The organism is Pseudomonas sp. 2957 (assembly GCF_031456345.1).
Taxonomy (GTDB): Bacteria; Pseudomonadota; Gammaproteobacteria; order Pseudomonadales; family Pseudomonadaceae; genus Aquipseudomonas; species Aquipseudomonas siliginis.
In genome coordinates this window covers 338,014-360,890 of sequence record NZ_JAVDUL010000006.1, presented here as the reverse complement: position 1 = coordinate 360,890, position 22,877 = coordinate 338,014, and the positions used below count along the sequence as shown (strand labels likewise).

The 22,877-nt window shown below is 56.8% G+C and carries 22 protein-coding genes and 1 tRNA gene; 8 read left to right on the top strand and 15 right to left on the bottom strand.

Annotated features, from left to right (window positions below; all coding sequences use genetic code 11):
* On the bottom strand, positions 1-894 hold the full coding sequence (locus tag J2Y39_RS22840; RefSeq protein WP_305383037.1) for a DMT family transporter: 894 nt from the start codon (positions 892-894) through the stop codon (positions 1-3).
* 147 nt (positions 895-1,041) lie between these two features.
* Between J2Y39_RS22840 and J2Y39_RS22835 the strand changes: the two genes are divergently transcribed.
* A complete protein-coding gene (locus J2Y39_RS22835) occupies positions 1,042-1,479 on the top strand; it encodes an Lrp/AsnC family transcriptional regulator (RefSeq protein WP_095179888.1) in 438 nt (145 codons plus the stop codon).
* 58 nt (positions 1,480-1,537) lie between these two features.
* Positions 1,538-1,867, top strand: a complete 330-nt coding sequence (locus J2Y39_RS22830; RefSeq protein ID WP_130910296.1) for a YceK/YidQ family lipoprotein — start codon at positions 1,538-1,540, stop codon at positions 1,865-1,867.
* Between the two features lie 65 nt (positions 1,868-1,932).
* On the opposite strand, the gene J2Y39_RS22825 is transcribed toward J2Y39_RS22830, so the two are convergent.
* Positions 1,933-2,604 (bottom strand): Bax inhibitor-1/YccA family protein, encoded by a 672-nt coding sequence (locus tag J2Y39_RS22825; RefSeq protein ID WP_008006561.1) that lies wholly within the window; start codon positions 2,602-2,604, stop codon positions 1,933-1,935.
* A gap of 123 nt (positions 2,605-2,727) precedes the next feature.
* Here J2Y39_RS22825 and J2Y39_RS22820 point away from each other — a divergent pair.
* A tRNA-Ser gene (locus tag J2Y39_RS22820) sits at positions 2,728-2,815 on the top strand.
* A gap of 151 nt (positions 2,816-2,966) precedes the next feature.
* On the opposite strand, the gene J2Y39_RS22815 is transcribed toward J2Y39_RS22820, so the two are convergent.
* The 6 genes from J2Y39_RS22815 to pstS all read right to left on the bottom strand — a co-directional run bounded on the left by J2Y39_RS22815 (position 2,967) and on the right by pstS (position 8,219).
* Complete coding sequence (locus J2Y39_RS22815) at positions 2,967-3,608, bottom strand: hypothetical protein (RefSeq protein ID WP_236169731.1); 642 nt, start codon at positions 3,606-3,608, stop codon at positions 2,967-2,969.
* The gene (locus J2Y39_RS22810) at positions 3,608-4,306 is read right to left on the bottom strand and encodes a hypothetical protein (RefSeq protein WP_305383022.1); all 699 of its coding nucleotides are present in this window, start codon (positions 4,304-4,306) and stop codon (positions 3,608-3,610) included. The genes J2Y39_RS22815 and J2Y39_RS22810 overlap by 1 nt, the downstream gene beginning before the upstream one ends.
* 93 nt (positions 4,307-4,399) lie before the next feature.
* Positions 4,400-5,161, bottom strand: coding sequence for a phosphate ABC transporter ATP-binding protein PstB (gene pstB, locus J2Y39_RS22805; protein WP_240996754.1), 762 nt, complete (start codon positions 5,159-5,161; stop codon positions 4,400-4,402).
* A gap of 75 nt (positions 5,162-5,236) precedes the next feature.
* Entirely contained in the window at positions 5,237-6,148 is a 912-nt protein-coding gene (pstA, locus tag J2Y39_RS22800; RefSeq protein ID WP_016774590.1) for a phosphate ABC transporter permease PstA, read from the bottom strand.
* A complete protein-coding gene (gene pstC, locus J2Y39_RS22795) occupies positions 6,148-7,113 on the bottom strand; it encodes a phosphate ABC transporter permease subunit PstC (protein ID WP_024012838.1) in 966 nt (321 codons plus the stop codon). Before pstC ends, pstA begins: the two co-directional genes overlap by 1 nt.
* A gap of 74 nt (positions 7,114-7,187) precedes the next feature.
* The gene (gene pstS / locus J2Y39_RS22790; protein WP_051600442.1) at positions 7,188-8,219 is read right to left on the bottom strand and encodes a phosphate ABC transporter substrate-binding protein PstS; all 1,032 of its coding nucleotides are present in this window, start codon (positions 8,217-8,219) and stop codon (positions 7,188-7,190) included.
* 313 nt (positions 8,220-8,532) lie between these two features.
* On the opposite strand from pstS, the gene J2Y39_RS22785 reads away from it, so the two are divergent.
* Both J2Y39_RS22785 and J2Y39_RS22780 read left to right on the top strand, forming a co-directional pair.
* Positions 8,533-9,972: an ATPase domain-containing protein gene (locus J2Y39_RS22785; RefSeq protein WP_041478782.1), complete on the top strand. Its 1,440-nt coding sequence runs from the start codon at positions 8,533-8,535 to the stop codon at positions 9,970-9,972.
* Positions 9,973-9,995: 23 nt separating this feature from the next.
* A complete protein-coding gene (locus tag J2Y39_RS22780) occupies positions 9,996-10,355 on the top strand; it encodes a response regulator (protein ID WP_016774585.1) in 360 nt (119 codons plus the stop codon).
* Here J2Y39_RS22780 and J2Y39_RS22775 read toward each other — a convergent pair.
* Complete coding sequence (locus J2Y39_RS22775; protein ID WP_150635413.1) at positions 10,350-11,306, bottom strand: fimbrial protein; 957 nt, start codon at positions 11,304-11,306, stop codon at positions 10,350-10,352. The two genes, J2Y39_RS22780 and J2Y39_RS22775, sit on opposite strands and share 6 nt — an antisense overlap.
* Positions 11,307-11,630: 324 nt before the next feature.
* Between J2Y39_RS22775 and J2Y39_RS22770 the strand changes: the two genes are divergently transcribed.
* Complete coding sequence (locus J2Y39_RS22770) at positions 11,631-12,170, top strand: hypothetical protein (RefSeq protein ID WP_095179878.1); 540 nt, start codon at positions 11,631-11,633, stop codon at positions 12,168-12,170.
* Positions 12,171-12,244: 74 nt separating this feature from the next.
* Here the strand turns inward: J2Y39_RS22770 and J2Y39_RS22765 are convergent, their stop codons facing one another.
* From J2Y39_RS22765 to J2Y39_RS22740, 6 genes are all read right to left on the bottom strand, one after another.
* On the bottom strand, positions 12,245-13,873 hold the full coding sequence (locus tag J2Y39_RS22765) for a methyl-accepting chemotaxis protein (protein ID WP_310219896.1): 1,629 nt from the start codon (positions 13,871-13,873) through the stop codon (positions 12,245-12,247).
* A gap of 115 nt (positions 13,874-13,988) precedes the next feature.
* Positions 13,989-14,420 (bottom strand): hypothetical protein, encoded by a 432-nt coding sequence (locus J2Y39_RS22760; protein ID WP_310219894.1) that lies wholly within the window; start codon positions 14,418-14,420, stop codon positions 13,989-13,991.
* 338 nt (positions 14,421-14,758) lie between these two features.
* Positions 14,759-15,136 carry a type 1 fimbrial protein gene (locus J2Y39_RS22755; RefSeq protein ID WP_016774580.1) on the bottom strand — a complete coding sequence of 126 codons (378 nt, stop codon included), beginning with the start codon at positions 15,134-15,136 and terminating at the stop codon, positions 14,759-14,761.
* Between the two features lie 101 nt (positions 15,137-15,237).
* Positions 15,238-18,870, bottom strand: a complete 3,633-nt coding sequence (locus J2Y39_RS22750) for a transporter substrate-binding domain-containing protein (protein ID WP_252869452.1) — start codon at positions 18,868-18,870, stop codon at positions 15,238-15,240.
* Between the two features lie 7 nt (positions 18,871-18,877).
* Positions 18,878-19,585: a response regulator transcription factor gene (locus J2Y39_RS22745; protein ID WP_041478777.1), complete on the bottom strand. Its 708-nt coding sequence runs from the start codon at positions 19,583-19,585 to the stop codon at positions 18,878-18,880.
* A 173-nt stretch (positions 19,586-19,758) separates the two neighbouring features.
* Positions 19,759-20,979, bottom strand: coding sequence for an EAL domain-containing protein (locus J2Y39_RS22740; protein WP_095179872.1), 1,221 nt, complete (start codon positions 20,977-20,979; stop codon positions 19,759-19,761).
* A gap of 320 nt (positions 20,980-21,299) precedes the next feature.
* Here J2Y39_RS22740 and J2Y39_RS22735 point away from each other — a divergent pair, with 320 nt between their 5' ends.
* Positions 21,300-21,905 carry a fimbrial protein gene (locus J2Y39_RS22735; RefSeq protein ID WP_056785673.1) on the top strand — a complete coding sequence of 202 codons (606 nt, stop codon included), beginning with the start codon at positions 21,300-21,302 and terminating at the stop codon, positions 21,903-21,905.
* 68 nt (positions 21,906-21,973) lie between these two features.
* Complete coding sequence (locus J2Y39_RS22730; RefSeq protein WP_041478776.1) at positions 21,974-22,723, top strand: molecular chaperone; 750 nt, start codon at positions 21,974-21,976, stop codon at positions 22,721-22,723.
* Positions 22,724-22,877 lie beyond the last annotated feature (154 nt).

Genomic DNA, 22,877 nt, shown 5'->3' with positions numbered 1-22,877 from the left:
TTACTGCGCCGCCAGCCGCCGGGCTTTCCCGCCCCAACCTTGTTGCATGCCGGCGGCCGCCAGCAGGATCGCTGCGACGCCTATCCATTGCAGCAATTGGAGGCGATGGCCGAAGGCGAACCAGTCAACGAAAATCGCCGCGATCGGATATATAAAGGACAGCGCGCCGGTCAATGCCGTCGGCAATTTTTGAATCGCGCCGTACAGCAAAACGTACATCAGACCGGTGTGCACGATCCCGAGAGTCAGCAGACTCGCCCACGCATCGGCGCCTTGTGGCAACGCATCGAAATGCGCGAACGGCGCGAGCAACAACACACCGGTGCACACTTGAACCAGCGCGATGAGGTGCGGCGGCGTGCCGGTCAGGCGCTTGATGATCAGTGCGGCAATCGCATACAGAAACGCCGCGCCCAACGCCAGGGCAATTCCCAGCAGATAGTCATTGCCGCTCTCGCCTTGGGTACCATGGGCGCTGACAATCGCCAGCATGCCCAGAAACGAAATCGCCAACCAGAACAGCTTCTGCAAGGTGATTTTTTCGCCGAGGAACAACGCCGCCAGGCCGACCAGCATGAACGGCTGCACGTTATAGACCGCCGTACCAATGGCAATCGAGGCGCGGGAATAGGATGCGAACAGCAGCACCCAGTTGCCGACAATCGCCATTCCACTGAGCACCGCCAGCAGAAACGTTGTGCGGGTCAGAATCCCCGGACGCAGGAATCCGAACGCGGCGCAGACCAACAGCAAGGTGCCGGCGCCGAACACGCAGCGCCAGAACACCACGTCCAGCACCGGTTGCCCGGACACCAGCACAAACCAGCCGATCGTCCCGGATATCAGCATGGCGGCGGTCATTTCCAGCGAACCGCGGCGGATTGCGTTGTCCATCATCTTCTCCTGAGGCTGTGAGCGAAGCATGGCAAAAGTATGCCAAGCGCACCTCGGGCTGCTCCAGCGCATAAAGCAGGCTAAACTTGGTTTTCGCCTTTTTTATCGAGGGTGATTCGCGCCCTTCGCCTAATCCGGAGTTTGAATGTGACTGACGATATCGATCAGATCCTTATCAGCGCGCTGATGGAAGACTCGCGTCGCTCGCTCAAAGCGCTGGCGCAGATCAGCGGCCTGTCATCGCCCAGCGTGGCCGAGCGGTTGCGGCGTCTGGAAGAACGTGGCGTGCTCAAGGGCTACACGGTAGAGATCGATCCGAGATGCTTCGGCTATCAGTTGCAGGCGATCGTCCGTGTGCGGCCGCTGCCAGGGCAACTGCAGGAGGTTGAGCGGCAGATCATGTCGATCCCGGAGTTCACCGAGTGCGACAAGGTCACCGGCGACGACTGCTTTATTGCCCGCCTGCACGTGCGCTCGATGGAGCAGCTCGATACCCTGCTCGACCGACTGAATACGTTGGCCGAAACCAACACCGCGATCGTCAAGAAGACCCCGGTCAAGCGGCGACTGCCACCGATGGCGTAGGTGTCTTTTACCAATGATCAGGGTAGATTGGGTTTTTTTGCGGCTAAGGAATGGCGCTATGAAAATTCAGGCAATACTGCTGGCCGGCATGCTGCTCGGCGGCTGTGGCACGATTCAAACAGTAGCGCGCAACGATCAGGCTGCCGTTGACGGACTCAAGCAGCAGAAAAGTTATTGCGGCGCGGTACCGAGAATCTACAGCGGCCTCGCTTATGACTTCTGCACGCTGAACGCTCCGCTGGCCTCAGGCATCGATCCCGATGATCACCGCAACGCGGCGATTCCGGTGGTGCTGGTGGACGCCGTGGTCTCCGGCGCCCTAGATACCTTGCTGCTGCCCTACACGATCTACCGTCAGCAAGTGGACGGCAGCATCGTCATCAACTGAGCAGACACCTTTGTCCAGACGATAAAAAACCCGCCGAAGCGGGTTTTTTATTGCAGCCATTACGATCAGTCGTCGCGGCTCATGATGCCGAACAGTTGCAGCAGGCTGACGAACAGGTTGTAGATCGATACATACAGGCTGATGGTCGCCATGATGTAGTTGCGCTCGCCGCCGTGGATGATCGCGCTGGTCTGGAACAGAATGCAGACCGACGAGAACAGCACAAAGCCGGCGCTGATCGCCAGTTGCAGGCCGCTGATCTGGAAGAAGAAGCTCGCCAGCGTAGCGCCCAGCAGGACAAAGAAACCTGCGGTGATGAAGCCGCCAAGGAAGCTCATGTCCTTGCGGGTGATCAGCACGTAGGCCGACAGACCACCGAACACCAGTGCGGTCATGGCGAAAGCCGAGCTGACCACTTCAGCGCCGCCCTGCATGCCCAGGTAACGGTTGAGGATCGGGCCGAGCAGGAAACCCATGAAACCGGTCAACGCGAAGGCGGATACCAGGCCCCACGCGGAATCACGGAGTTTGTTGGTGAGGAAGAACAGCCCGTAGAAGCCGATCAGCACCACGAAAATGTTCGGGTAGCCGACACGCATCTGCTGGGCTACGAAGGCCATCACACCGCTGAATGCGAGGGTCAGAGCCAAGAGACCATAAGTGTTGCGCAGGACGCGGCTAACCTCTAGCTGCTCAGCCTGCACGCTGTTATTAACTGCGTAATCCTGTTCGCGCATGGCGACACTCCTGTTGGTTTGAAACGTTCAGTCGCAAAGATCATAACAGACGCTCTGTAACAAGCCATGCAGAGAGTTTGACAGTGTGTTTCATTCAGGTATTATGGCGCCCGCAACGCAAACGGAGGTGTGGCCGAGTGGTTTAAGGCAACGGTCTTGAAAACCGTCGACTGTAACAGGTCCATGAGTTCGAATCCCATCGCCTCCGCCATCTTTATACGACAAAGCCCTGATTATTCAGGGCTTTGTCGTTTCTGCGAGATATGTTTTGCGCAGCATCGTTTGCGCATCTGTTGAGTCATTTCACAGCAGTGCCTCGTACACCTGAGGCGCTGCTGCCCGAATAGCCAATGCGTACCCGCTCAGCCAAGCGACTCAAAGACAGCCTCCGCACGCTGTTGCACCGGCGCCTGAGGTCTGAGCATTTGCTGCCAGGCGAGCTGCGCCTGGACCTTGGCCACCGAATCCAGCACTTTCTGCGCCCAGCGATCATCCTCGGGATGCACCACGACCACCCGGAAGCCATGATCCTTGCCTTCAATCTGCACGCCCTCCGAATCATCGACATGCAAGTCGATATCGAACGCTGGCGGATACTTGGAAGGCGCATTCGACATCCCGTGCGCCGTCAGCGCACGGTTGTGCAGCACGCTGTTGACCACGCCATCGACGCGGATACCGTACAGCGCCAACCAGCGCCTGATATAGGACGGCGTGCGCCCGGATGAGGTGTAGACCCAGACACTGCAATCCTGGCGACGCAGCTCTCGGATCAGCGATCGTGTGCCCATCCGCAACGGTTCACCCAGCCAGCGATGAATACAGGCCGGTAGTCGACTCTTCTCCACTGCGCAGTGGTGGAGCTGGCAAGCGAGCGTGTCATCGATATCGAACGAAATTCGTATGCGCTGACGTTCGAACAACTGCGGCAAAGCGCAGCGGATAGCCTGCCCTGCCCGGCTGCCGAAGGTTCTCAATCTGGCAAATGCTGGTGCCCAGTTCATCAATGGCCACCTTGAGAGAGAGGCAAAGGCTTGCCTTTGAGAAAGAACTTCATTGGATCGGGCGCCTGTTCTTCTAAGAATGCTGCATATTTTTTCTTGATCTTGGGCAATTCGTACAACGCCTTGACGCCATGCTTGGCGGAGTTGCGGATGACCGAAGACGGGTTGAAATAGCCCTCGGCGTTTTCCAGCGTCAACACGAATGGAGGCAGCCCCGCCCGCATGAGCAGGTAGCTCACAATGAGCGAGCCACTACGGTTATTGCCTTCGATAAACAGCTGCGGCTTGCTCAGAATGCGCACATAGACACCGGCTGCACGCTTCCAGACCGATTCACTGCGATACGCGCAATACCAGTTGTACAAGTCCTTGATGCCTCCCTCAACATTGTTGAAGAAGTGCGCCTCAGTGGCTGCCAGATGCTGGGCGTATTCCAGCCGGCGCGCCGGATCCCGGCCACAAAGCACTGTGGCATTGATCTCCAGCATCAGGTTCAGTTGCTGCAGATCGAACAGGTCGATGCCGCGGGCAACATATTCGTCAACCAACGCATAGCCTTCAAGCACATTGTGCAGAACTTCGTCAGTGAACGGGTCCCGAGGCTCGGTGAAGTGCCGGCTGAGCTCGGCAAAACGGCTCTGCACTTTCCGCAGTGCGCGTTCAATCGCAGGCAAATCAAGGCGATGCGTGGCAGGCATTGGAGCTCCTTGGAAACGCTTGGTAAATGTCCACCGATGCCCGCCAAATCCATTTGGCTTGTGCAGGTAGGCGGCCGTGACCGGTGGCAAGGCTCAGCTGAACTTGCCGCTGATGTAATCGCCGGTCATCTGTTCACGCGGGTTGTCGAAGATCTGCGCCGTCGGCCCCATTTCGACCAGATAACCGGTGCGTGTGCCCTGGGAAATATCCACCGAGAAGAACGCCGTGGTGTCAGCAACACGGATGGCTTGCTGCATGTTGTGGGTCACCAGTGCGATGGTGTAGTCCTTCTTCAACTCGACCATCAATTCTTCGACGCGTCGGGTGGCAATCGGGTCCAGTGCCGAACAAGGCTCATCCAGCAGCAGGACTTCCGGCTCAGTGGCGATCGCCCGGGCGATACACAGGCGTTGTTGCTGGCCACCGGAGAGCGACAGGCCGCTGACCTTGAGCTTGTCCTTGACTTCGTCCCACAGCGCGGCGCCTTGCAGCGCATGCTTGACCCGGTCGCCGATATCGCCCTTGTAGCGATTGAGGCGAAGACCAAACGCGACGTTGTCGTAGATGCTCATCGAGAACGGGTTAGGCTGTTGAAACACCATGCCGATGTAGCGACGTACGACCACCGGATCGACGCCCTTGCCATAGACATCCTGGCCGAGGAAATGCACATGGCCCTCGAAACGAAAGCCCTTCACCAGATCGTTCATCCGGTTGAGACTGCGCAGCACGGTACTTTTGCCGCAGCCTGAGGGACCGATGAATCCGGTGATCTTGTTTTTCTCGATGGGCACGTGGCTGTCACGTACTGCCATGAAGTTGCCGTAGAAAATCTTGTCCAGTTTGCAGTCCATGACTACAGGCGCCTGGGTGACAAACGGAGCGGCAATTTGCGCAGTTGATACGTTCAAAATCAGATGCTCCCGTTCTTAATACTTGGGCTTGCCGAAAATCCGGCTGATGATGTTCACGAACAGCACGATCATCACCAGCACCAAAGAGGCCGCCCATGCGAGCTCGAGCTGGTTATCGAAAGGCATGCCGGAGAAGTTGTAGATCAGCACCGCCAGCGAGGCAGTCGGATTCATGACATCGAGATTGCCCTGGTGGTAGATCCAGTAGTTGCTGAACAGCGCGGTAAACAACAAAGGGGCCGTCTCGCCTGCGGCACGCGCCACGGCGAGCATCACGCCAGTCAGGATCGCCGGCATGCCGGTCGGCAAAATGATTTTCCAGATGACCTGCGAGCGGGTGCAGCCCATGCCATATGCAGCATCTTTCATGATCTTGGGCACCATCCGCATCGACTCTTCGGCGGTCAGCACCACGATAGGCAGCATCAGGACGGCGAGCGCCACGCCACCTGCCGGTGCCGAATACGTGCCGGTGGTCATCACTACCAAGGCGTAGGCAAATACACCTGCCAGGATTGATGGCAGGCCCGTAAGCATCTTGGCGGCAAAACGCGCGGCGTTCCCCAGCTTGCTATCCGGCCCCAGTTCAGCCAGAAAAATGGCCGCCATGATCCCGACCGGCACCGCGATCGCTGCCGCGATACCGACCATCACAAAGGTACCCGCCATCGCATTGCCGAAACCGCCGCCCATCTCGAAGCCGGTCGGCGGCAGTTCGGTAAAAACTTCCAGGTTAAGACGCGCGCCACCACGAGTGATCAGCATGTAGAGCACGGAAATCAGCGGCACGCTGGCCAGCAAAGCACCTGCCCAGACCAGGGTGGTCAGGATCAGGCTGCGCAGCGCGCGGCCTTCGAACCTGCGTTGCAAACTGGGCATCGCGCCGGTTGGCGCCGTCAGGTCTGTTGCTGCGGTCAGATCAGTCATCACTTGTTACCCCGTTGGGCGTACATCATGATCATCGAGCCGAAAATGTTCACGATCAGCGTAATCAACATCAGCACGAGCGCGGCATACATCAACACCTCGATCTCGTTTGGTCCGGCTTCGGGGAAGTTCAGCGCCAGCAGAGCGGCAAGCGTGTTGGCCGGTGCAAACAGCGAGAGGGAAATGTTGTTGGCATTGCCGACCAGCATGGCCAGCGCCATCGTTTCACCCAGCGCGCGCCCCAGGCCCAGCACCAGAGAGCCGAAAATGCCGGTGGCGGCCGAAGGCACCATCACTTTGAGAATCGCTTCCCAATGGGTAGTGCCCATGCCGTACGCGGCCTGTTTGGTTTTCATCGGCACAGCCGTAAGCGCGTCCTGCGAAACGGCGGCAATGGTCGGCAGAATCATGATGGCGAGCACCAGAGCTGCGGGCAGCAGGCCCGGACCGCTCAGGGACGTGCCGAAAAAGGGTATCCAGCCCAGCTCGCTGTTCAGCCAGGTCGTCAGCGGCCGAATCGCCGGAATCACCACATAGATCCCCCACAGGCCATAGACCACACTGGGGATGGCCGCGAGCAGTTCGACGATGGTGCGAAACAGCGCAGCGAGCTTGGTCGGCAGGAAATCCTGGGTCAGGAAAATCGCCATGCTCACGCCAAAGACACCGGCGATCAGCAACGCGATGAAGGCGCTGTAAAGCGTGCCCCAGATGGCCGGCAGGATGCCGTATTTGCCCTGGTTGACGTCCCACACACTGCCCAGAAGCACATCGAAGCCGTGCTTCTCCATACCGGGAAGTGCCTTGCGTCCGACTTCGAACACCAGTGCAAATACCAGCGCCAGAATCAGTACCACACCGATGCGTGCGAGCGCGCGGAAGGTGCGATCAACCAGAAAATCCTTCGTCGAGGGTGGCTGGCAGGCAGAGTCGGGATTAACCGGTACGACAAAAGGTTTGTTCATGGGCTAGGTCCGGAACAGGGGGAAAACTCTCCCGGCGTGGCGCAGACGCACACGCCGAGAGAGACCTCACGGCGTTACTGAATGTTGGCGGACGCTTTGCGAACCTGTTCGACGACCGATTGCGGCAACGGGATGTAACCCATCGAATCGGCAATCTTCTGCCCCTCGGTCAGGCTGTATTCGACCATTTCACGCATGGCCTTGGCCTTGGCCGGGTTGCCATTGTCCTTGCGGAAAATCATCCAGGTATAAGAGGTGATCGGATAGGACTTGGCACCGTCCGGATCAGGCAGCCAGGCCACCAGGTTTTCCGGCATCTTCACCGCCGCCAGGGCCTCGGCACCGCTTTCGGCGTTTGGCACGACGTAATTGCCTGCCTTGTTCTGCAACTGGGCAAAGTCGACCTTGGCCAGCTTGGCGAAGCCATATTCGATGTAACCAATCGCACCAGGGGTCTGACGCACGGTAGCGGTTACGCCATCGTTTTTCGGCGACTTGATGAACTTGTCACTGGCCGGCCAGTTGACGGTGTTGCCCTCACCCAACGCCTGCTTGAACTCGGCGTTGACGGTTGCCAGGTGCTTGGTGAATACGGCGGTAGTACCGCTGGAATCTGCACGCACGACAACCGTGATCGGCGTATCGGAGAGTTTCAGGTCCGGGTTGGCTGCGACGATCTGCGGATCGTTCCAGCGCGTGATTTTGCCCAGGAAAATGTTGGAATAGACGTCGCGTGGCAGCTTCAGACCCTTGGGATTGCCCGGCAGGTTATAGGCCAGCACGATTTCCCCGGCGGTCATTGGCAGCAACTGCACGCCTTCGGCGACCTTGGCGATATCTTCGTCCTTCATTGCCGAGTCACTGGCAGCGAAATCCACGGTTTTGTTCAAGAAGTCCTGTACGCCCGCGCCACTGCCCTTGGATTGGTAATCGACAGTGACACCATCGGATTTCTTGCTGAAATCCTTGAACCAGGTCAGATAGATCGGCGCCGGGAAACTTGCTCCGGACCCCGTCAGGCGAACATTTTCTGCTGCAAAGGAGGCCGAGGTGGCACAAAGAGATACCGCAATGGCGAGCGCAGCAGACTTCATCAAACTTTTCATTAAATGACACCTAGTGATTACGGGCTCCCGAACTCTGCAGCAGTTTTGTGACGATTTCATGAAAGCAAAGTGGCAAGCGTTACCCTCATGGTCCGCAGCAGCGCCTATGGATGTAATCGGCCTCCGGGTTTCGAAAAATCGAATCTTCCTGTGCCGGGCTTGTCACTACCCCCTGATCCCGAGCAGTCACGCGCCAGGTTCACATTGCAAAAACGCTACTTTTCCCCAGCCTTTATGGCCCTCGACCGGAAATGGCGTTAGCATTTCACTCATTCGGCTGAACAAGCCTGTTTATTCAGATCAGGGTTGCATTGTGGAAAAGCTAAAACGCCTTCAAAGCGGGATCGAAGGGCTCGACGCGCTGCTTCAGGGGGGCTTTGTCGCGGGCGCCTCGTACATCATTCAAGGGCGTCCGGGCTCCGGCAAGACCATCCTTGCCAATCAGCTCGGATTTCACCATGCCCGCAACGGCGGCCGTGTTCTGGTCGCCACGTTGCTGGCCGAGTCCCACGACCGGCTGTTCCAGTTCCTGTCGACCATGAGTTTCTTCGACGCTTCGCGAGTCGGCGCCGAAATTCAGTTTGTCAGCGCCTTCGATACGCTGGAAAACGAAGGCCTCGATGAAGTCGTGAAGCTGCTTCGGCGCGAAATCACCCGGCAGAAGGCGACCGTCATGGTCGTCGACGGCCTGCTCAACGCACGTTCCAAAGCCGACTCGCCGATCGATACGAAAAAATTCATCTCTGAACTGCAAGGCCATGCCGCATTTGCCGGTTGCACCGTGCTGTTCCTGACCAGCTCGCGCCTGGACGACGGCAGCCCCGAGCACACGATGGTCGACGGCGTCATCGAAATGGGCGAAGAGCTGTTCGGTACCCGTTCCGTACGGCGCATTCATTTGCGCAAGACTCGCGGCAGCGGCGCGTTGACCGGTCTTCACGAGTGCGAGATCACCGATAACGGCCTGGTCGTCTACCCGCGCCTCGAAAGCCTCTACAAGCGCCCTTCCGCCCCTGACAGCGCGGACATGACGCGCATTCCAAGCGGCATTGCTTCACTGGATGACATCCTCGGGGGTGGCTTGCACAGCTCCAGCGTGACGCTGGTCATGGGGCCTTCCGGGATCGGCAAGACCACGCTGGGTCTGAAGTTCATCGCACAGTCGACGGCCGAAGCGCCGGGCCTGCACTTCGGCTTCTATGAAAGCCCGCAGCGGCTGCGGCTCAAAGGCCGTTCGCTGGGCATTGATATCGAACACATGGAACACAGCGGTGCGCTGAGCATTGCCTGGCAGCCAACTACCGAAGGCTTGCTGGACGGCCTCGGCGCACGCCTGCTGAGCCTGGTCGATGAAAAAGGCATCAAGCGCCTGTTCATCGATAGCCTCAGCGGCATGACTCGGGTTTCAACCACACCGGAACGCATCACCGACTTTTTCAGCGCGCTGATGAATGAGCTGCGATCCAGAGGCGTTACGGTGTTCGCCTCATGGGAAATGCGCGATTTGTTCGGCTCCGAGGTCAGCGCACCGAACTCCGACCTGTCCAGTATTGTCGACAACCTGATGCTCATGCGTTTCTTTGAGAATCACGCTGAACTTCACAGGACGCTTTCCATTCTCAAGATACGTGATAGCTCCTACAACCCGTCGCGGTTCGAGGTGGTTATCCGTGATCAAGATGTGTTCCTGGAAAAGGCTTTGAAAAATGAACCTTCAGTCACAGCTGAGTCATTGCCTGGTTCAATTTCGTAAGTCTGCAAGCGGGTTGAAATAACATGACCACCATCCTGGTAGTCGACGACGAGTATCTGATTGCTGACATTCTTGGCTTTGCGCTTGAGGATGAGGGCTTCATGACTGTGACCGCGAGCAATGGAAAGAAGGCTCTCGAAGTGCTGGAAAGAGAACGTCCAGCCCTGGTCATCACTGACTTCATGATGCCGGTCATGGACGGCCTCGAATTCGCCGAAGCCGTGCGTGCCCAGCCGTCCGTCAAACACTTGCCGATCATTCTCATGAGTGGCGCGCAAGCGCACATCGGCATGCAGCGTTCGGATCTGTTTGATGTGGTGGTGCCCAAGCCGTTTGATATTGCGGTGATTGTGGCTGAGGTGAAGAGGCTGTTGGGCTCATAGATACTCGACGACAAAGGCAATTTCGGCATTGGCATCGCCCGCTCGCATTTGCGCATTGGAAGGCTCGATGCGCACGAAGCGGGCTTGCAAGGAAATATATGCATTGCCGCCTTGCGATGTGGGCGCTTTCATTATGTAGTTCTGATTCAGTTTGAGTGTCGACTTGTCACTGAAGCGCATCTGCAATGCCAGACCTTTGGCAGTGGAATTACTGTTCAGATTTACCATACCAGTACCAGCGTCCCACACAGGGCTGCCCGCAGTGGGTGAGAAGGAAAATCGGAAGTTGTTAATTCCTGTGGGACAGTTTTTCATATTGAGAGAAAAGTATTGCTCCTTGGCAGATGCGCCGTTCTCGGGGAAATCGCTCAAGTTATAGCTGCCCATATCGACTTTCACATCGGGTGTTTCGCAAGACTGTGAGACTACCCGCGTGCCGCTGGTATTCATTGCCAAAGGCTCGATTTCAGCAGCGACAAACGTCCCCAGTTGGCCTGAAGGTATCGTCGCACTGCCGGAAATAGTGCCCGTCTTTACAAAACGCAAGATGTGCTCCGAACCATTCCAACCCCAACCGCCAGCAGTGTCGGTAGTTCCTGGAAAGCCCTTCCACGCTTTCCCCGATGGCGGTCGGACCCATTGCCAGCCGATTCCGGTATTCCCAATAGGAAAAATCTCCACGCCCGGCTGAGTAACGCCGACATTATTGCGCACACCTTCATTGTGCACTGCAGAGCACCTGAACGAACTGGGAATGGAACCCAGCGTCACGATCGGACTTTCATAGATAACCGTGCCATTCGGCGCGTCACGTGGTACCGAGAGAGTGGCCGGCAGTATAACCCGCATATTGCCCATGGAATTGTCCGGATAAAATTCGCATACCGCCGCCATTGCGTTTGACGACAGCATATACAAGAGCCCGACAATTAATACACGGCACAATTTCATAACACTCTCTCTGACTCTATCTAGCGTGTAAACAACTGAATGGCTGACGTAGCCACACCTATTTAATTGGCAGCAAAATCACCACGACCGGAACGAGAAGATAATAAAAAAAGAACACTTGAGCAAAAATTTATTTATTCAATAACAAGACAATTCTCATAGATTTATAACCAGCCAGTCAGACCTGAAAAATCTACAAACAGACACGCTATTTAGCATCACACTTACTCAGCGCAAATAACTAAAGCCAATTTAAGACTCGTCTTAAATGCACAGTGGAACTCGGCCAGTACCCTGACTGTTCTTGATAGGAGAACAGATTCCGTGAGAGCCCTCGATACCCTCAATAGCGCAAAACCCCACAGCAACGCCGCCCTCTACTGCCTGACGATTCTGGCACTGGCGCTGATCGCCATGACTGTCGTCGCCGGTTATGAGCTCAACAATCTCTTTCCACTGAAGGCCGTGGTGCAACAGCAGGAGATCCAGCTCAAGCAGCGCTCCGATACCATCCAGTCAATGACCGCTGAACTCAAGCGTCTGGCGGAACAAAAGCAGGCCCTGGAAACCGACCTGCTTACCGCGAAGGAACAGGCGAAGGCCGCCGAGGCGGCAAAGACCGAACTCGAAAACACTCAACGCGCAGCACAAACCAGCGCGGCGTTAGAGGATGAAGACTCACTCTGCGCGATCATCGAGCAAAATATCCGACTCGTAGCGGACCAACTCAGTCGCGACGACTTCTTTCGTCTGCGTGATGAGCGCGAAGCTGAAGCCGAAGCCGTGCTTGAAAGCTATGAAAAACAACTCGCCACCTGCATTGAACAACTGACGGCACACACCGAATCGCCAACACAGAGTTGAGTCAGCACTCGTTGCGCGCTGCGCTTGATCGCGGATCAAAAAAGCCCTGGCAATCAGGGCTTCCCGTTAACGTCTTAAAGCTTGAATTCCTTGGTCAATTTATTCAGCGATGCCGCCAGTTGCGACAGCTCCGCCGATGCAACTGCCGTCTGTTTCGACCCCTCTGCTGTTTCACATGACAGGTCACGAATGCTGATCAGGCTGCGGTCGACTTCCCGCGCAACCTGAGCCTGCTCCTCGGCAGCGGTTGCCATCAGCAGGTTTCGCTCGTTGATGAGATTCAGCGAGCCAGTGATGTCGGTCAGCACTTCGCCGGCGATATTGGCCATTTCGAGCGTTCTCTCGGCCTGAGCGCGGGTGTGGCTCATGGAGGAAACTGCGCGGCTGGTGCCCGACTGAATGGAGCTGACCATGGACTCGATGTCCTCGGTCGACTTCTGAGTACGCTGCGCCAGCCCTCTCACCTCATCGGCAACCACGGCAAAACCGCGACCCGCCTCCCCCGCCCGCGCTGCTTCGATCGCTGCGTTCAAGGCAAGCAGATTGGTTTGTTCGGCAACCTCTCGGATAACGTCCAGCACGCTGCTGATATCGCTCGCCATGGTCGATAGCGCCTGCACCTCAGCCGAGGTGCTGTGCACGCTGGACACCATCAGATTGATTGCGGCTACCGTGTCGCTAACCTGGCTTCGACCGGCGACGGCTGCCGCACTTGATTCCGACGTCAGCTGCGAGGTCGATGCGGCGTTGTCTGCAACCTGCTCCACCGCTGCACTCATTTCAGTGACGGCGGTGGCGGCCATTTCGATTTCATGGCTCTGACGTTGAGTGATACGCGAGATATCTTCAGTGACGCCGTGCATGACCTCCGAGGTCTCGGCCAACTGCGTGGACGAATCACGGATCATGATCAGGGCATCTCGCAGGCTGGTTTGCATCGCCGCCAATGACGACAGCATTTGCGCCGCCTCATCAGAGCCATCCAGCGCAATGGTTTCGCTCAGATCATTGGCGGCGATGCATTCCGCTACCCTCAGCGAGCCTGCAATCGGCACGGTCAGACTGCGGGTATACAACACGGCCAGGGCCAACGAAGCACCGATCGCGATGAGAATGAACACACTGACGATCAACAGCGTGTGCTCATAGACATTGTCGGCCTGCTTGCCCGCCTCATAAGCTTCTATTTCGTTGAGTGCAATCAGCTTCTTGAGCGCGACTTGTACGCCATCCGAGGCAGCACGCATCTGATTCTTTGACAACGCAATGGCCGCTTCAAGCTGCCCGTTCGCCACTGTTTCAAGGTATTGATCCTGCGCCTGATCGTTGACCTTCTGTGCTTTGGCAAACTCCTCGAACGCCTCGCGACCGGCGTCAGTCGCCAACAGGTCAATGAGCGCACGCTGATGATTTTTGATCATCTGACGCGACTGCTGGATGTCAATCAGGGCCTGCGCTTTGCGCTCACTCGTTTCAATGGGATTGCGCAAGCGAGCGTTGTTGCCCTTGATTTCGACGAACTCTCGATCGAGTTGGCCGAGCAGCTTGATACTCGGCACGATCGTCGTCTCGACGTACGTTTCTGCCTTGTTGAGCAAGTCGACTTGCTGCAGAGCGATCAATCCGATCGCGATAATCATGAGACAGAACAAGCCGAAACACAGCGCCGAACGAGGCGCGAGATTGAGTTTACGAAGCAGCATGATGCCTTACCTTAGAGTGTATTCAAGACAATGGGGCAAACGAGTGGGCGGCACAGCAGGCGCTGGGCAATAGCACCTCAGCGTCTACGTGGATCATCGCGGGAAGGTGCAGCAGCTAGCGGTTTGCGCACGAAGAGAGTGTGGAGTCGGTCGAGGCCGGCTCCGCAAGTTCCTTGAGCGCCGGGTCGGCCAGCATCAGAAAATCTGCCAGGCGCGGCAGATTGATTTTCGAGACCAGGCGCATCCAGCGTTGCGGATGCGGGTTGAAGAAGGTCTTCGACCACTGGTGATCATCGTTGGGATTGAAAATCAGCAGATGACGAATCAGCGGGTTTTCCCCGAAAAAGTCGAGCGGATCCATCGCCATTTCGCTGAGCAACTCAGCATTGACGACGACCAGGCTCAACCGTTGAGGGCAGTAATACGTCAGTATTTTCAGGTCACGATAAGTGCAAACGTTCAAGACGCTGAGACAGCCCAGCTTGTTGAACTGCTGTTCGATTGACTGGCCTCTTCGCACATCGCTATCGGCGATCAGGATCCGCAAGGATCGACTGCGGTTATTTTCAAGAAACATCGGACACCTTTGGCAGCTCCATTCTTCCTTTCAAGAAAATAACCAAGGGCCAACCTGCCTGATATGAGACTTGTCTCAAAAATGAACGCAGGGATAGATGATAAAAAGCCACACCTTGACGACAGCCCAAGCGATCGGCGCATGGTCTGGCTCAGAAAGTGTTGAAGGAGGGATTTTGCAACGCAGGGGAGTGGCGACAAGCCAGAAGCGCGGGACGGTTCTGTGCGAACCAGACAATTCTCATTATTAACGCCCCTCTTTGTCAGTAACCTTGAAACAAGGGGCGCAGGCTCATTCTTTCCAAGCCATCAAGGCAGCGTCATCGTCACTACGTAATTACCGCTCGTTATCTGGTGACCCTTGTTGTCCGTGAGCAGCAAGCGCTGGTCGTAATAATCGTCCTGCTCATGAGTATCGGCAATCACCTTCACAAACACCTGCTGGCGCGACTCACCTCGCCCTGCCGCACTGACGTTGTTCACGGTAAAAATCTGCCCGGTGCTTGCCTGGGGGCAATCAAGCAACTCGACAGAAGAATGGCTGGCGCCACTGGCAATGCAACTTGCCTCGACAATTCGACCGCTGAAGCGAATCACTCCGCTGACCGGCGCAGACTGGGCTGCGCTGACGGTGTCAAAACCGAGCAGGCAAAGGCAGGCAATCAATAAAGGACGTCGAATGATCATCGCGAAACTCCATGGTTATTACCAAGGTATCGCCCGCTGCAAAATGATCTTTAACGTCAGCTTTAATGCAAGGCCAGTCGGATGGTCATGAGCCGATACGTTTACAGCTCGATCCGTTTGATTTTCTTGATCAGATCAGCCTGTGCATGCTCCAGCTTCAATGCACTGCGATTGAGGTCCAGCGGATCGATAACAGGCGCCTCGCACTCGGCTTCAAGCTCGTTACACGCCTCAATGACCTGATGCTCGGCAACAATGCGCGCCGCCCCCTTGATGCGGTGCGCCAGGTCAGCCAACAGCCCGGGATCGCTTTCGGGTATTAGCGAATGCAACTCCTCCAGATCCTTTTCGCAACTCGACAGCGCCTCGCGCAGAAGTTCTTTCATCATGTCGAGATCGCCTCCGGTGAGCTCGTCAAGACGCTCGCGAATCGAACCCAGCTCCTTGATAGTCGCCGCAGGCGGGCTTTCAAATGGCTGGGTTTCAACATTTTTTTCCCAGCCTGCAAGCATGATCGACAAGGTGCCGAGACTGATCGGTTTGAACAGACAATCATCCATCCCGGCCTCCCGGCATTTCACTTTTTCTTCCGGCTGCGCGTTGGCCGTGAAGCCCAGTACGATGCACGGCGATCCACCACTTTCGCGTTCGTCCTGGCGAATGGTGCGGGCCAGCTCATAGCCGTTCATGACCGGCATGTTGCAGTCCGTGATCACAATGTCGAACGGCTCCGAGCGCCACAGCGCCAATGCCTGGGCACCGTCGGCGGCATCACGCACCGCCTGGCCAAGGAAACTCAGCTGCTGCGTCAACAGCAGGCGGTTGGCGCTCTGGTCATCGACTACGAGAATCCTGAGTGTCGGTACCGGTTTGTCCTGAACAACCGAAACAGGCAGCACTTTGCCGCCAAGCGGGCTGAGAATATTGAAGAACAGCGACACTTCCAGGCAGGTGCCTTTGCCAAGCGTACTGGTAATGTTCAGCCGCCCGCCCATCAATTCGCACAATGAACGGGAGATCGCCAGTCCCAGACCGGTGCCGCCTCTGCTGGAGGGACCATGGTTGGCTTGGGAAAACGGCTGGAACAGATTCTGCAGATCGGCGCTGGAAATGCCGATGCCGGTGTCCTCGACCTTGAGGTCGACCTGTAAGCGTTCGTCAGCGAGACGTTGGCCGCGAATCGAGACGCTGACATGACCGGTGTCGGTAAACTTGATCGCGTTGCCCACCAGGTTCGAGAGCACCTGCTGGAAGCGCATCGGATCAACCAATACGTCACAGCCGACAGTGGCGTCGATGTCGAGCTTCAGCACCAGACTCTTCTGCCTGGCCAAGCCGTCGAACACCCGCGCCACGGATTCGACCAATTCGCGCAGGTTGGCACGTTTCGGCGAAAGGCTGACATGGCCCGATTCGATGCGTACCACATCGAGGATATCGCCGATCAGTTCCAGCAGACCTTTTGCCGAGTCGTATGCCACTTCAATCGCCGGCCGATCGAAGTGACCTTGCTCGGCACGCTTGAGGGTAAGTTCGAGCATGCCGATCACGGCGCTCATCGGCGTACGGATTTCGTGGCTCATGGTCGCCAGGAACGTGGTTTTGGCGCGGCTCGACTCGTCAGCCAGCTCTTTCGCCGAACGCAACTCCTCGATCAGTTCACGGCGTTCGCTGATATCGATCCAGCCGCAGATCACGCCTCTGACTTCACCCGCCGTGTCGTGATACGGCTGGATCCAGTGGTAAATGATCAGCCGCGTATCACCCACATGCAGCGTGCGATCCACCTCGTAAGGTTCGTCCTGCTCGATGACGCGCAGGTAGTCGTCGTGAAATTGCAACGCCTCCTGACGATTGCGCTTGCCGCTTTCGAGCACGGTCTTGCCGATCACGTCCTTTTCTGACAGGCCAAATGTTTGCAGATAATTATTATTGCAGGTCACCAGCCGACCTTCCCGGTCACGTACGTAAATGGGATGCGGCGTGCCGTTGATCAGCGCCCCCATGAACTTCAGCTGATCGCCGAGCAAGCGCTCTGCACGACTGCGTTCGCGAATCTGCCGACGGATGTAGAAATTCCACGCCAGCGATCCCAGGATAATCAGGAACGCGCCAGCGCTGATCTGGTAGATCAGCGCCTTGTAATCGCGCCACGACAACCCCGAAAACGCTGCAATGGGACGCCACCTGTTGAGGATTACGTCCAGCTCATCCGGCGGAATGCTCAGCAGCGCCTTGTTCAGAATGCTGACCAGTTCGGTATCGGCACGCCGCGCGGCGAAAGCGAGGAAGCCTTTGTTCATGCCGACGATGTTGGAGATACGCAAGCTGTCGCTGTAGATGTGGGCGATGTAGTAGCGCGCACTGTGCAACGTGGTAATCATCGCGTCCGCTCGACCGTCCTTCACGTCAGCCAAGGCGCCCAGAACTGTTTCGTTATCAACGATCTCGATGTCGGGGTAGTCCTTGAGCAGCTCACGCTCAGCCGAACTTTCGGGCACTGCGACGCGCTTGCCGCGCAGCTCCTGCAGGCTTGAAGGCGCGCCTGCGTCCTTGGTGGTGACGATCACAAAGGGGCTGGCAAGGAACGGATGAGTGAAACGCATGCCGACTTCCCGCGAGACCGTTGGTGTCAGCAGAGAAATATCCGCGCTGCCATCCAGCAGACGCGTGCTCAGACTGGAAAAGCTGTCGGTGCGCTCGACATTGATCTGCAAGCCGGTACGCCGCTGGATGAGCTCGAGCAGATCAGCGCCGATCCCGCCAAAGTTGCCGTCACCATCAAAGAATGCAAACGGTGCCTGATCGTCATTGATCACGAACCGCGCGACCGGATGCAGCTCAAGCCAACGTGCTTCGCCGGGTGTCAGGTCAATGCGTTTGGGCGTCAGCGCCCCGCCGCCGCCCGACCAGCGCTTGGTAATTTCGGCAATCTTCGCATCACCCAGCGACTCGAGGGTCGAATCGATCAGACGCAGCAATTGGTCGTTGCCCCGGCGCAAGGCAAAGCTGAAACCGCTGGTTTGGGTTTTGACGAAAGAGTGCAGCCGCACATAGTTGAAGTAGTTGAGGTTGATCAGGTAATTGCTCGACACCGTATCGCCGAGAAACAGGTCGACCTTGCCAAAAGCCAGCGCAGCCAGTGCCAACTCGTTCGATGGAAAAAGCACGAATTCGGCGTTGGGGTATAACGCGTGTAATTGACTGGAAGGCAGGTAATCGTCGGCAACCGCAATACGCAAACCGGCCAGATTGGCCGGCATCGGGCGCCGATCATCACCGCGCATGAACATTGCCGGCACGTCTTCGACATAAGGCTTACTGAGCGTGACGAGGCCGTCGATCAACTCGAAACTGTTGGAACTGCCCAGCATGTCGATGTCGCCACGCTCGAGCGCCGCCATGGCGTCGCGACGGTCGGGATAAGCCTTGACGGTAACTTCGACATGCAAGGCCTGACCGATAATGCAGGCGATGTCGGCGGCTATTCCCTCGTACCGCGTACCGCTGGCGGTCATGACATAAGGCGGGAAATCCGGAAGCGCCGAGCCCAGCACCAGACTGCGCTTCTGCCGCAGCCAACTCCAGTCTTCATTGGCCAGATCGACCTGTAGCTCCTTGCAGTCAGACCGACCGAACACCTGCAGAGTGCGCGGCTCTGCTGCCCACAACGACCCGCTACCGAACATGACAAGCACACTGACTAGCAAAACACCGCGCAACAGATGAAACATAAGCGAGTTATCCCTGGTTGTCCGCCGTCAGGCTGTGCTGCAACTTGAACAGCTCCGCATCACCACGAATGCCAAGCTTTTTGAAAGCGGCCTGTTTTTGCCCGCTGATGGTTTTGCGACTGCGCGAGAACTTCAAAGCGATCTGCGTCACTCCCATCCCCTCGAGGCAGCAGCGCAATACTTCTTTTTCTTTCGGTGACAGAAGAGGATTACTGAGGAAGTCGTCGCCGTGCGCCGCGCCATCGTCATTGGCACCAGCAGGTTCGTCGACCGACGCAGGCAGCACATCGAGTTCGAAGGCCATTTCCGGCGAAAGATACAACTGGCCGGACGCAGCACTGCGGATGGCGGTGATCAGGTCATCGACCGACTGCGACTTGCCGAAGAATCCGCTGACGCCCGCCCCGATCGCCATATTCACTACCGCCGGGCGCTCTTCGGAAGATGAGACAAGGATGCGCATGCCCGGATATTGCTTGCGCAGCAGGCGGATCAGATTGAGCCCGTCCAGCTCCCCATCGTGCAGTTTGTAATCGAGTATCAGCAGGTCGATGTCGATTTCGCGCAATCCGGTGAGCAACTGCGCGCTGCTGCCATACACACCTACGACACTGAACTCGGCTTCGCGCGTCAGCCGCGACTTCATCGCCAGACGTATGAGCGAGTGATCATCAAGGATGGCAACGCGTAACGGATTCACGACTGACCAATGCATGAACAGCTCCATGATGAAGAGTGTTGGAGGACCATCAGCACTTGGCAACCGCAGCAAATCCCGGGCATCACCGAAGCATTCAGGTGCATCTGATTGATTTCTCGGCACATGATGAGTGTTTTGAAGGCGTGACGAAATAGGGCTTTGTCCCAAAAGTCAGAATGCCGCTTGCATCAACGATCGGATGTGCCTATCGCGCGGCGCCAGGACGACTTCTGGCCTTCGAAACGCCAGTCGACCAAATGCGCCCAATTCATCGGGCGAGCATAGAAGAAGCCCTGCCCCCACTGACAACCAAGCCGCGCCAGATGCTGAACCTGATCTGCGGTTTCAATACCCTCTGCCACCACGCGCATGTCCAATTCCCGCGCCAAGGCCAACGCCCCGTGGATGACCGCGCTGTAGCGCGCCTGATGGAAATTCTGCACGAAGCCGGCGTCGAGTTTGATTTCGTTGAACGGCATCTGGCACAGCCGCTCAAGTGAAGAATAGCCGACACCGAAATCATCGATTGCCAGACTGAAGCCGAGCATGCGCAGACGCACCATGTTTTCCATGCTGATCTCGGGCATCTGCAGCAGGCCGGTTTCCGTGAGCTCGAAAATGAGCCCAGCTGGCGAGGCGCCATGGATGCGCAACAGCGCCTTGATCCGGTCGACAAGATTCGGATTGGCCATCTGCGTCACGTCGAGATTGAACGCCAGCTTGAACGGCTTGCCGTGAGACTGGACGAAGCGCTGCAGACTCAAGCCTTGCGTGAGCAGGCTGAAAAACATCTCATCGAGCAGCCCGCAGCGCTCGATCGTCGGCAAGAACATGCCCGGCGAAAGCAATCCACGACTGGGGCTCTGCCATCGCACCAGCACCTCGGCGCCATCCACCTCACCACTGCGCAGATGAAATTTGGGCTGGAAGTAGGCGCGAAACTCCTGCCGACGAATGGCTTCGAGTACCTCACCCTCTGTGGGCTGATCAAGCTGACTTTCTGCCACTTTGGCATCGATCTGATTGTGCGGCCGGTAGCGAGCCAACAACGGCGCCAGCACATCGACCATCAACGGTTTTCCGACACTGCCAAGCAGCTCAAGCCCCTGCAACGTGACGATTCGATCAACCGTGCGCAACAAGTCTTCAGGCAGTGAACTGCAGATGATCACTGCACGAATCAAACCGGCCTCTCTCGCCAGGCGCAAGAACGTCAAACCATCCATCCCGGCCATGCTCAAGTCACACAATGCAACGTCCACGCCTCCAGCCTGGGATATCACAGCCAGCGCATCCTTGCCGTCAGCCGCCTGAAAGATATTTTTGTACCCCAGACTATTAAGCGCACTGACTGCCGCCGTGCGCTGAAAGGCGTGATCTTCCAAGACCAATATACGAAGCGTGTTCACAAACCTGGAACCTCTTTCTATCAGTCGTTAATAGCGAAAGTCTGAATAATCTTTCAAGCAGGACGCCCGCTCACAAACTTTGCGTTGACTGAGAATTTCTGCATCCGCGAATACTAGCCAGACAAAGACCGCACGACTTTGAGAATTGTCTCATTTGGTTCGCTGCACCATTACCGCAAATATGAATACGCCACTGCCATATTACTGACTGGCTCGCACATTTATCGCTTTAAGACAAATCCCAAAGACCCGCCACCACCGCACACCTAATATGGCCTGGCATTTCAATGCAGCACTTCACAATAACTTCGGATATAAACATGAAAAAGTTCGCTTTCGCAGTACTCACTCTTTCCGTACTGGCTGCCTCCACTGGTGCAGTGGCTGAAGAAGAAGCCGCTAAAGCTGTCAAGGGCGGCAGCGGTCAAATCAGCTTCACCGGCGTTATCAACAACGACGCCTGCTCGGTAGACGGCGCTTCGGGTAACGACAAGATGATTGCCGTGGACATGGGCAGCGTGTCGATCAAAGACATGGGCACCGACTCTGCTCCGGGCGCCGGTCGTGTGGCCGCCAACGATTTCAACCTGAAAGTGAACTGCAACGCTGGCACCAAGGTTTCGATGCTGTTCAAACCAACCGTAAACGGCGGTTCGGGCCTGGTTGATGGCAAGAAAGTTCTCAAGCTGCAGGGTGCAGACGCGGCCAAGGGCGTTGGTATCGCACTGCTGGACAGCAATGGCCAGTTGATCGACCTGAGCTCCGAAGCCACTGCCAAAGTGCAGACCAACCTGACTGGCGACGCAACCACAGGTGGTGACGGCACCCTGTCGTTCGCAGCCGCTTACGTCACCACCGGCGACAAGACCACCGCTACTGCCGGTACCGGTAACGCCACTCTGCCGTTCGTTCTCGAATACGAATAAGCAGCCCGCAATACCTGGACGGGGCCGCTGTGCCTCGTCCTTCCCGAACAGATTAATCGGTGAAATCTATGTTAAGTCGCTACTTTCCGCTTTGCCTGGGGCTTGCCGGGGTGTTGATGACGCACTCGGCATTCGCCAGCATCTCTCTGAGCTCCACCCGGATTATCTTCGATGGCGCGCACAAAGAGGCGAATGTCACCGTGCGCAACGGCGGACAAACCATTCTGGCGCAATCGTGGCTGGATGCCGGCGACACCGCTGGCAGCGCACCGCCTTTCGCAGTTACTCCACCACTGGCCAAACTTGAGCCCAATCAACAGCAATTACTGAGGATTCTTTATGAAGGCCGCGGCATGCCTGCGGACAAGGAGTCGGTGGTATGGCTGAACGTGCAGGAAATCCCCCAGGCCAGTGCTGCCGATGTCAACACGCTGCAATTGGCGGTACGTCAGCGTATCAAGGTCTTCTTCCGCCCGGACGGACTCACCGGTGATGCCGCAAAGGCACCGGAGCAACTTGCATGGCAATTGGTCACTCAGGCTGGCAAGTCGGTGCTGAAAGTAAAAAACCAAAGCAACTACCACGTGTCGCTGGCCGATCTGAAAGTCGTTGCAGGAAAAAAAGCGGAATTGGTAATTGATTCGACAATGATCGTTCCAGGGGAAGTTCGCTCATTCAATCTGAAAGATCTGCCAGCTGGTACTTCGCATTTGAGTTTTTCAGCAATTAACGATTACGGCGCACAACAACGATTCGATGCACCACTAAGCGTTGCCGAAAGCCATGCCGAGCGCGTGAAAGATGCCTCCGCCCAGTAAATCCCCCACCCCACCCTGCCAACTTACAAGCTATTCACAAGTTCCGGACTCCGGTTGAAGCAACACGGACTTATAAGGCAAATTGCATGTTTCCCTCCCAACACCACACATCTGAAAGTTGTGTTAAGCATCATGTTGCGCGCCAGAAAAACAA